This window comes from Microterricola viridarii (assembly GCF_001542775.1).
In the GTDB taxonomy this organism is placed as follows: domain Bacteria; phylum Actinomycetota; class Actinomycetes; order Actinomycetales; family Microbacteriaceae; genus Microterricola; species Microterricola viridarii_A.
Genome location: NZ_CP014145.1, coordinates 1,648,051 through 1,657,843 on the forward strand (window position 1 = coordinate 1,648,051; position 9,793 = coordinate 1,657,843).

Here is a 9,793-nt window from a genome sequence, read left to right on the forward strand (position 1 = left end):
ACCGCGGCAGGGCTTAATCAGGTGCGGAGGCCAGAATCTGAGATTCTGGCCTCCGCAGGCGACGCGCGCCGCGTTCTGGGCGTTAGCGCTTCAGGTTGGTGAGCTCCTGCAGCACCTCGTCGGAGGTGGTGATGATGCGGGCGTTCGCCTGGAAGCCACGCTGGGCGACGATCAGGTTGGTGAACTCCTGCGAGAGGTCGACGTTCGACATCTCGAGCTGGCCGCCGGCGAGCACGCCGAGGCCGTCGCCGCCGGGAACGCCGTATGCCGCGTTGCCCGAGTTGACGGTGGCGCGGTATCCGGAGGATCCGGCCTTCTCGAGGCCGCCAGGGTTGGCGAAGGTGGCCAGCGCCACGCGGGCGATGGGCTCCTTCGCGCCGTTGCTGAACAGGCCGACGAGCGTGCCGTCCTTGGAGAGGGTGAAGGATTCCAGCGTGCCGGCCTGGCGGCCGTTCTGCCCCTCGATGGCGACAGTGCTGAGCGTGGCGTAGCCGGTGATACCGGCCAGGTCGACGGTGATGCCGCCGAGCACGAGCGGCGTTGCACCGGTCTGCACGCCGTTGGTGAAGCTGAGCGTGCCCGTGACGGGTGCGCCGCCCGCGGTGCCGGAGACGTCCCAACCGGCGGCCGTCTTGGTGAAGGTGAGGCTCAGGGTGCCCGGCTTGCCGTCGGCGCCGTACACCGGCACGTCGCGGACGAGCGCGGTGCCGTCGGCGGCGTCGGAGGGCAGGTTGCCGCCGACGGATGCGGCGGTGGTCGCCACGGCGGGGGAAACACCCTTCAACGGCAGGCTGATGGTGCCGACGGCACCGCCGGTGGGGACCTGGCCGTTCACGGCGTTCCAGCCCTGCACGAGGGAGCCGTCGGGCGCGGTCAGTCGGCCGTCGGCGTCGAGCTCGAAGGCGCCGGCGCGGGTGTAGCGGGTCTCGCCGCCGATGCTGGTGACGAAGAAGCCGTCGCCCGCGATCATCATGTCGGTCGCCCGGCCGGTCGCCTGGGCGGAGCCCTGGGTGAAGTTGGTCGAGATGCCGGCGACCTGCACGCCGAGTCCGACCTGCGATGGGTTGGTGCCACCGGTCTGCGCCTGCGGGCCACCTGCACCCTGGGTGAGCTGGGAGAGCGTGTCCTGGAACTGCACGGCAGAACCCTTGAATGCGGTGGTGTTGACGTTGGCGATGTTGTTGCCGGTGACGTCGAGCATGGTCTGGTGCGAGCGGAGGCCGGAGATTCCGGAGTAGAGCGAGCGAAGCATGTGTTGGCCTTTCGGTGGAAGTGTCGGCGGTCAGACGGCGGCGGCTGCGCCGGGATTTGCGGGGTCGGTGGGCAGCTAGCTGGGCTCCTTCGGAGCCGGTGGGCTGACGGGCGGGGTGGTCGCCGGCGGGGCGGTGACGCTGGCGATCACGTCGAGCGGGATGTTCTTGCCGCCGACGGAGACAGTGGGTACAGCACCGGTGTACGAGACGGACTCGGCGATGCCGGTGATGGTGTCGCCCTTCGCATCCACATAGGTGACCTGCTGGCCGACGAGTGCGGCGGCGGCCGAGCGCATCTGCAGCGAGAAGCCTTCCGCGCTGGTGACGGCGAGCTCGTTCATCTTCTCCATCATCGCCAGCTGGGTGGTCTGCTGGATCATCTGGCCGGTGTCCATCGGCGAGCTCGGGTCCTGGTTCTGCAGCTGGGTGACCAGCAGCGACATGAACACCTCACCGTCCATGTCCTGCTTGGGCGCCCGGACGGGGGCGTTGGTGTAGATGCCACCGCGGTTTGCGGTGGTGACGGGGTCAATCGGCACGGGGTCCTCTTCTATGCGATCAGATCGAAGTGCGGGTGGGCGGATGCAGCAGAGGCTGCGAGGAGTTCGGCGTCGCTGGCATGCTCATCGGCCTGCAACGCCCCCAGGGTGCGGGGGGCTGCGTCGGCCGGCTCGGCGGGGGCGGTGCCGTTCTGCCCTGGGCCGTGCTGGCCCTGCTGGTTCTGGCCTGCGCCGCCCTGGCCGGGCTGGTTCTGGGCGGCCGTGTGCGGGCCGGGCTGCTGCTGGCCTGGGGCGTTCTGCCCCGCCTGCCCGCCCTGCCTGGTGGGTGCATCGTCTGCGGAGAGGGCGAGGCTTGCATGCAGGCCGGTGCCGGCGAGGTCCCGGCGCAGCTCGCCGAGGATGCCGCGCACGGCATCCCTGGCCACGTCCGTCGGGGTGAAGAGCTCGATGCGGAGCTGGTCGCCGGCGACGACCGCCTGCACCGTGACCGGGCCCAGGCGTTCCGGGTTCACGGTGATCGTCATGTGGTGCGTTCCGTCACCGGCCGCCGCGAGGGTGAACAGCGGCCGGGCCAGTTGCGCGGCCAGCGGTGCCGGCTGGGCGGCCACGCCGGGCTGGGCGACGGTGGCCGTGCTCGTGAGCGCCGAGTTGGTGACCGCGCTCGGGGCGAGCGCCGCCGCGGGCGCGACGACGGGGGCGTTCTGGCTGCTGCCCTCGAGTGGGGCACCGCCGGCCGACGGCAGCGACGCGGGCCGGGCGGCCTGCGCGGCGGGCGTCGCGGCCGGGTTCGCACTGCCCTGCGCAGTGGGGTTGCTACCGGCGTTGGCCGTGAAGTTGGCGGTGGCTGCGGTCGCGATCGGCGCGACCGGGCGCGGCTCGCCCGGCACAACATCCGCCGCAATCGGGGCGGCGGGTGTGGCTGTGGTTGACACGAGGGCGACGGCACCGCGGGGGCCGCCGGTGTGCACGGCGGGGGCGGTTGCCCCGGCGGCCGCAAGTGGAGCCGCCGCGGCGCTGCCGGTCTGTGCACTCTGGGCGGTCTGTGCACTCTGGGCGGCCTGTGCAGTCTGAACGGCCTGCGCAGTCTGGGCTGCTGCATCGAGCTGCGCGGCGACGGCCGGCACCGCAGCGGGGGCTGTGGCGAGACCGGCGGTCGGCTGCGCTGCACCGGCGGCACCGGCCGCCGCAACGGCGGTCGTGCCCTGGCCGAGCGGCGCTGCTTCTGGCACGCTCGGGGTGCCGGCCGTCACGGCAGGGGCGATCGTGGACGCCGCAGCGAAAGCGCCCCAGAAGCCGCTGGCCTGCGCGACGCCCGGCGTCTCCGCAGCGGGAACGCTCGACTGGGCGCCCGCATCCGCAGCGTTGTCGGCGCCGGTCTCTGCACCGGCATCGCCGGCCGGGTCCTGTTCGCGCGCGGCGGGGCCGCGGCCGCCCACGAGCGTGGCCAGCGCCGCACCGAAGCCGGCGCCGGCGTCGGTCGTGCCGGGAGAGGATGCCGGGGCGGCGGCACGGGCGGGTGCGGCCACGCTGATCAGAGGCATGCTCATCGGGTGCCCCCGCCCAGCATTGCAGCGCGGGCCGCGGCGAGCAGTGATTCGTTCATGGTGGAGGAGTTCGTTTGCTGGCCGGTGATCGAGCCGAGCAGTGCCTGCAGGTCGAGTCGCTGCCCGGGGATGGCGCCGCTGCCGAGCGACGCCGTGTTGGCTGTCTCGGTCGGCACAATGCGGCGGATGGTGACGATGTCCGACTCGTCGAACCAGCGGTCGACGTAGCTGACGGTGCGGCCCTCATAGGGGGCGTGAATCACCTTGTTGTCGCCGGCGTAGATGACGATGTGCTCGGCGTTGTCGGTGACGATGAGGTCGCCCGGCTGGGCCTCGGCGAGCGACGCGACCGGGGTTCCCGCGGTCATCTGGCCGGAGACCAGGCGGGGAACCTCGATGCCGAGGTCGGCGTAGACGCGCTGCACGAGCCCCGAGCAGTCCATGCCGTTGGCGTCTTCGCCGCCGAAGACGTAAGGCACGCCGATGTACTTCATGGCGGCATCCTTGACGGCGGTGCCGGTGACACCCTCGCTGCCGGCGACACCGCTGCTCTGCGCCGCACCGGCACTGCTCAGTGCCTTGTTCAGCAGCGCCGAGAAATCGGTGTTCGCGGCCCCTGCGGTGGTGTCTGCTGTGGAGGCGGCGCGCGCGGTTGACGCGCCGCTCAGCTGCTCGATCGTGGTGCGGATCGTCTGGATCCGGCCGATCGCCTCGGTCATGGCCGCGGTCATCGTGCCTCCCCCTCTGTCGTGCCGTGCCCGGCGCTCGTGCGCTGCCAGGCAGCTCCGGCAAGTTCGTCGAGCACGATCTGCTCTGCGTGAAGCTCTTCTACGGCCACGTTCTCGGCGTGGCGGTCGGCCAGCTTCTCGATGCTCAGCGTGCTGCGGCGGGCCTCGGAGTACTCCTGCTGCGCCTCCTCTGCACGACGTTGGCGTTCGAGGGTGACGGCGCCGAGCTCTGCCACCATGCTGCGGGCGGATGCCCGTGCGGCGGCGATCCCGTGCAGCGCGCCGAGCGTCTCCGGCGTGGCCGGCGAATCGCCGAGCCCGGCCCGGGCTGCCGCCTCCCTGGCGGCGCTCTCGCGCCGGCCGGCGTTGGCGGCGGCGAGGCTGCCCGCTGCCTGGTCTTGCTCCAGGCGTCGAAGACGCAGCAGCCCATCCAGTGCGAATGCTCGCGTCATGGTCATACCCCCAACAGTCGGCTCAGGCGGGCCAGTGCGGCCCAGGCGTCATCCGCGGTCGTTTGATCGCTCATGCTTTGCTGCAGGAAGGCGTTGATCTCGCCCTCGTGGTCGACGGCGGCGTCCACCAGCGGGTTCGTCCCGCGGCGGTAGGCCCCGACATCGAGCAGGTCTTGTGCGGAACGGCGGGCGGAGAGCGCCCGGCGCAGCACCGTGGCGTGTTCGCGGCGTTCCGGCGTCGTCACCCGGCCGGCGACGCGAGAGACGGATCCCAGCGCGTCGATGGAGGGGAAGTGCCCGATGACGGCGAGTTTGCGGTCCAGCACGACGTGGCCGTCCAGGATCGAGCGGGCGGAGTCGGCGATCGGCTCGTTGTGGTCGTCGCCGTCGACGAGCACCGTGTACATGCCGGTGACGGAGCCGCGCTCGCCCGTTCCCGCACGCTCCAGAAGCTGGGCGAGCACAGAGAACGTCGAGGGCGGGTAGCCCCGGGTGGCCGGCGGCTCCCCCACCGAGAGGCCGATCTCGCGCTGGGCCATGGCGACCCGGGTCAGCGAGTCCATCATCAGCATGACGTCGTTGCCCTGCTCGCGGAACGACTCCGCGATGCGGGTTGCGACGAAGGCGGCGCGCAGGCGCATCAGGGCGGGCTCGTCGGAGGTGGACACGACCACGATGGCGCGGGCCAGGCCCTCAGGGCCGAGGTCGTCCTCGAGGAACTCGCGCACCTCGCGGCCACGCTCGCCGATCAGGGCGATGACGCTGATCTGGGCGTCGGTGCCGCGGGCGATCATGCTGAGAAGCGAGGATTTTCCGACGCCGGAGCCGGCGAACAGGCCGAGGCGCTGACCCTTGCCGACGGTGGTCAAGGTGTCGAGCGCGCGCACGCCGAGTTGCAGCGGGGTGTCGATGCGCGCCCGGTGCATCGCGGAGGGAGCCTCGTTGTGCAGGGAAACGTAGCCGTCGACCTGCAGCGGACCCTTGCCGTCGATCGGCCGGCCGAGGCCGTCGAGCACCCGGCCGAACAGACCGGTGCCCGTTGGCACGCGCACGGGCTGGTTGCGGGAGCGCACCGGCGTGCCGACCTTGATGCCGGCCATGCGGCCGAGCGGCATGCAGCGGATGCCGCCGCGTGTGGAAGCGACGACCTCGGCCTCGATGGGAGCGTCGCCCGCGGCGTCCCCGCCGCCCAGGGTGACCAGGTCGCCGATGGCGCAGTCCAGCCCAACGACCTCGATGCCGAGGCCCACGATCGAAGACACCAAACCGCTGCGCTCCGGCGCGGCGGCAAGCCTCGCCGCGCGGAGGCGGGCGGTCAGGGCGCCGGACACGGGAGCCTCACGGGTGGCGGCGCTCACATCGGCTCCGCGAGGAGGGCGAGTTTGGCGCGGCGCAGGGCGCTGTCGATGCGAGCGTCGACGAGCCCGTCTGCGAACACGGCAACGGAGTCACCGCGGAAGAGCGTGGGGTCGGCCTGCACGGTGAGGCCTTCCGGGAGCTGGCCGGTCTCGCGCAGCAGCGCGAGGTCGTCCTGTTGCAGGCGCACGATGAGCTCGGGGTGGGTGGTCTCTGCCGCCAGGGCACCGAGCACTCGCTGCAGTGCGGCGCTCGCGCCGCGCTGCTCGTCGCGGAGTTCCAGGCCGATGACGGCCTCCGCGAGCTCGAGGGCGGCGGACACCAGCGTGTCATCGCTCTGCTCCAACAGCGGCAGCGCCGTGCGCTGCACGGCGGCGATGGCTGTGTCCAGCACCGCGCGGGCGGCGTCCAGCCGGGCCAGCGCCTCCGCCGCGATGACAGCCTGCGCCGCCTCGAGTTCGGCCAGCCGCACGCGGGCCGCGGCATCCGCCTGACGGAGCCCCTCGGCGTAGCCAGCCGCGTGGCCGCGCACGCTGGCGCGCTCTGAGATCAGGGCCAGCGCTGCCGGGGACAAAGCCCCCGTCGCACCGGTTCCAGCGCCGTCCACGCTCGGGAAGGCGATGGCCGCGAAGCCGTCGTCAATCGAGGTACGCATCGTCGTCTCCCCGGGTCACGGTGATCTGGCCATCCGCTTCGAGGGTGCGGATGGCGCGGACGACCTCGGCGCGGGCCTCCTCGACCTGCGAGAGGCGCAGCGGTCCCGTGGAGAGGATCTCGTCGTCGAGCACGTCGCGGTTGCGCTCGGACATGTTGCTGCGGATCATCTCCGACACCGGCTCCGACGCGCCCTTCATGGCGACGGCCAAGACGCGGACGTCGATGCCGCGCAACAGCTGCTGCACATCGCGTCGTTCCAGTCGCACGATGTCCTCGAACGTGAGCATGCGCGAGCGCAGCTCCTCGGCCAGTACCGGGTCGCGCAGTTCCAGGCCTTCGAGCACGGCACGCTCGGTGGCGAGGTCGGAGCGGTTGATGATCTCGACGAGGGGCTGGATGCCGCCGACGACGTCGAAGCTGTCGCGGGAGGAGACGACGGCGCCCGTGCGCAGCTTGAGGGTGTCGGCGAGGATCCGCACGGCTTCCGGGGTGGCCACGCCCATGGTGGCGATGCACTGGGCCACGTCGGTGCGGGCGGATTCCTCGAATCCGGCGAGCACGGCAGAGGCGTGCTCCGGCCGGAGGTGGGCGAGCACGAGGGCAGCGGTCTGCGGCAGCTCATCGGAGAGCAGCGCCTGCACGTGGCTGGACTCCGCGGCATCCAGGAACTCGAAGGCCCGGCCGGCCATGGTGGAGGCCACGCGGCTCATCACCCCGGCTGCCTTCTCGGCGCCGAAAGACGCCTCAAGCAGGCCGACCGCGAAGTCGCGCCCGCCGCGGGTCTGGTGCAGGCCGCGGGTGGCCAGCGTGTGGAACTCGGCGAGCGTCTGCTCGGCGACCTGGGCATCGACGCGACGCAGCCGGATGATCTCGCCGGCGATCTCCTCCGCCTCGTGCTCGTCGAACTGCTTCATCACGGCGGCCGCGCGCAGCGGGTCCATGTTCATCAACACGACGGCGGCCTTCTGCGCACCGCTCAGCGTTGCACCCTTGGCGACGTTCATACCGATGCCTTGTCATCCATGAGCGCCCGCAGGTACTCGGCGGTCTTCTTGGGGTCCCGCTCTGCAAGTCGCTCGATCTCGGAGCGGGTGCGGTCGGCATCCGGTGCGACGGGCAGCACCTCGGTCTCCAGCTCCAGCGGCACGGTCGGGGCCTGCAGCATCAGGGGGTGCTCCGGCACCTCCAGCGCCTGACGGGCTGCCTCGAGTTCTGCCTCGTCGACGGCCTCGCGGCGGGCGCGCCGCGAGCGGCTCACCAGCACCGCGGCCAGGACGATCAGCAGGAGCGCGGTGAGGGCGATGATCGCGGTCCGCACGATCTCGGTGAGCTGCTCGCCGGCGGCCGCGTCCTTGGCGTCGGTGAGCGCCTGCTGTGCCGCGGCTGCCCCACTGGCGTCGAAGGTCATGTACTCGACGGTGACCGTGTCACCACGGGCCACGTCAATGCCGGCCGCGGCCGAGACGAGCGCCCGCAGGTTGCGGATGTTCACGGTTCCGGGAACGTCGTCGTTGACGGCGACGGAGACCGACTGGCGGCTGAGCGTGCCGGCCGGGATCGTGCGCGTCTCGGTGACCTTGTCGATCGCGTTGTTGCGGGTGACCGACTCGGAGTTGTACGTGCCGTCGCCGCCCGTGCCGCCCGGCACAGCGATGTTGTCCGGCCCGAGCACCCCGGCCCCGGCTCCGCCGGTTCCGGTGTAGGTCTCTGTGTCGCGGGATTCGTTCAGTGACGTGATCGTCTCCGGCGCGGTGAACGTCTCAGCGGTGCGCTCGGCCGATTCGGTGCTGACGTCGGCGGCGACGACGACGGTGGCGTTTCCGGCGCCGACGACCTTGTCGAGCATCGTCTGCACGGAGTCGCGCACGCGGGTCTCATAGTCGCTGGCGAGTTTGCCCGCTCCGCCGGTCGGGCCGCCGCCGACGGCGGAGAGCACGGTGCCGGCCGAGTCGATCACGGCGACGTCCGTCGACTTCATGCCCTCGATCGATGCCGAGGTGAGGTGCACGATCGCCTGCACCTGGTCTGCGCCGAGCGTGACGCCGCGGTTGGTCTCAATGAACACGGATGCCGTCGGCGCCTCCTTCTCGGCGGCGAAGACGGTCTCCTGCGGGATGGCGAGGCGCACAGACGCGGTCTTCACGCCGGTCAGCGCGCCGATCGTCGCGGCGAGCTCGCCCTCGAGGGCCCGCTTGTAGGTCACGGACTGCTGGAACTCGGAGGTGGTGACGCCCATCTTGTCGAGCAGCGAGTATCCCCCGCTGCTCGAGCTCGGCAGCCCGGCCGCGGCGGCCTTGAGGCGCTGAGCGTAGACGTCGTCCTGCGGCACGAGGATGCTGGAGCCGCCATCGCTGAGCTGGTACTGGATGGAGTCGGACTGGAGCTGCTCGACGATCGCACTCGCGTCGGCGGCCTGCAGGCCGGTGAACAGCGGGGCGTATGACGGCCGGCTGAGCCAGATGCCCAGGCCGGCGACGCCGAGCACCAGCACGGCGACGGCGAGCAGCGCGATCGTGCGCTGTGCGACGGTGAATTCGCGCAGACCTGCGGTGAAGCGCTGCAGCGCGGAGGTGACCTGCCGCGGCATTAGGCCTGCATCCTCATGATCTCGTTGAAGGCGTCGACACCCTTGTTGCGCACGGCGGCGACGAGTTCGACGGTCACCTGTGCCCTGGTCGACGCGATCGTGGCGGCGTGGATGTCGGTGAGGTCACCGGTGACGGCGCGCAGGGAGAGCTCGCTCGATGCGGTCTGCACCTGCTGCATGTTCTCGACGGCGCCGCTGAGCGCCGTGGCGAACCCGGCTCCCCCGCTGGCCGCCGGTGCGGCGGCCTGGTCGATGTAGCCGCTCGGACGCACGCCCTGAACCGCTCCAGCGCCGATTGCGTCAATGGGTCCGATGGGCATTAGCCACGTCCGATCTGGAGGGCTGCCTGGTAGCTCTCCTTGGCTCTGTCGACGACAGCGGCGTTGGCCTGGTAGCCGCGCTGCGCCATGATCAGCTGCCCCATCTGGGCGCCGAGGTCGATCTCTGGGTAGCGCACGTATCCGTTGGCGTCGGCCAGCGGGTGCTCTGGATCGTGCACCATGCGGCCCTCTGCGTCGCCGAGCGCGGTGCCCGCGACGAAGACGCCGCCGTCGGCACCTTCCTGGGCGAGCACGTAGCGCTCCTGGAACGCGGCACCGTCTGTCGAGGTGACGGTGTTGATGTTGGCGATGTTGTCGGAGATCGCGTCGAGCCACTTGCGGTGCACGTTCAGGGCCGAGCCGGCGATTCCAATTGCGTCAAAAGTCATGTCCCGC

General features: G+C 71.3%; 11 protein-coding genes. All 11 read right to left on the bottom strand.

Going from position 1 to position 9,793, the window contains the following annotated elements; genetic code table 11:
* Nucleotides 1-82: 82 nt before the first annotated feature.
* Nucleotides 83-1,252 (bottom strand): flagellar hook protein FlgE, encoded by a 1,170-nt coding sequence (locus AWU67_RS07625; RefSeq protein WP_067227522.1) that lies wholly within the window; start codon nucleotides 1,250-1,252, stop codon nucleotides 83-85.
* A gap of 75 nt (nucleotides 1,253-1,327) precedes the next feature.
* Complete coding sequence (locus AWU67_RS07630) at nucleotides 1,328-1,792, bottom strand: flagellar hook assembly protein FlgD (protein ID WP_067227524.1); 465 nt, start codon at nucleotides 1,790-1,792, stop codon at nucleotides 1,328-1,330.
* Between the two features lie 11 nt (nucleotides 1,793-1,803).
* The gene (locus AWU67_RS17835; protein ID WP_129586660.1) at nucleotides 1,804-3,300 is read right to left on the bottom strand and encodes a flagellar hook-length control protein FliK; all 1,497 of its coding nucleotides are present in this window, start codon (nucleotides 3,298-3,300) and stop codon (nucleotides 1,804-1,806) included.
* The gene (locus tag AWU67_RS07640) at nucleotides 3,297-4,028 is read right to left on the bottom strand and encodes a C40 family peptidase (protein ID WP_199922359.1); all 732 of its coding nucleotides are present in this window, start codon (nucleotides 4,026-4,028) and stop codon (nucleotides 3,297-3,299) included. The genes AWU67_RS17835 and AWU67_RS07640 overlap by 4 nt, the downstream gene beginning before the upstream one ends.
* Nucleotides 4,025-4,477 carry a hypothetical protein gene (locus tag AWU67_RS07645; protein WP_067227529.1) on the bottom strand — a complete coding sequence of 151 codons (453 nt, stop codon included), beginning with the start codon at nucleotides 4,475-4,477 and terminating at the stop codon, nucleotides 4,025-4,027. The genes AWU67_RS07640 and AWU67_RS07645 overlap by 4 nt, the downstream gene beginning before the upstream one ends.
* Before the next feature lie 2 nt (nucleotides 4,478-4,479).
* Nucleotides 4,480-5,835, bottom strand: coding sequence for a FliI/YscN family ATPase (locus tag AWU67_RS07650; protein WP_425339195.1), 1,356 nt, complete (start codon nucleotides 5,833-5,835; stop codon nucleotides 4,480-4,482).
* On the bottom strand, nucleotides 5,832-6,488 hold the full coding sequence (locus tag AWU67_RS07655) for a FliH/SctL family protein (RefSeq protein ID WP_067227532.1): 657 nt from the start codon (nucleotides 6,486-6,488) through the stop codon (nucleotides 5,832-5,834). The genes AWU67_RS07650 and AWU67_RS07655 overlap by 4 nt, the downstream gene beginning before the upstream one ends.
* A complete protein-coding gene (gene fliG, locus AWU67_RS07660; RefSeq protein ID WP_067227534.1) occupies nucleotides 6,472-7,494 on the bottom strand; it encodes a flagellar motor switch protein FliG in 1,023 nt (340 codons plus the stop codon). The genes AWU67_RS07655 and fliG overlap by 17 nt, the downstream gene beginning before the upstream one ends.
* The gene (gene fliF / locus AWU67_RS07665) at nucleotides 7,491-9,077 is read right to left on the bottom strand and encodes a flagellar basal-body MS-ring/collar protein FliF (RefSeq protein WP_067227536.1); all 1,587 of its coding nucleotides are present in this window, start codon (nucleotides 9,075-9,077) and stop codon (nucleotides 7,491-7,493) included. Before fliF ends, fliG begins: the two co-directional genes overlap by 4 nt.
* Nucleotides 9,077-9,397: a flagellar hook-basal body complex protein FliE gene (gene fliE, locus AWU67_RS07670; protein ID WP_067227539.1), complete on the bottom strand. Its 321-nt coding sequence runs from the start codon at nucleotides 9,395-9,397 to the stop codon at nucleotides 9,077-9,079. The genes fliF and fliE overlap by 1 nt, the downstream gene beginning before the upstream one ends.
* Nucleotides 9,397-9,786, bottom strand: a complete 390-nt coding sequence (locus AWU67_RS07675; protein WP_067227540.1) for a flagellar basal body rod protein FlgC — start codon at nucleotides 9,784-9,786, stop codon at nucleotides 9,397-9,399. Before AWU67_RS07675 ends, fliE begins: the two co-directional genes overlap by 1 nt.
* Nucleotides 9,787-9,793: the final 7 nt, after the last annotated feature.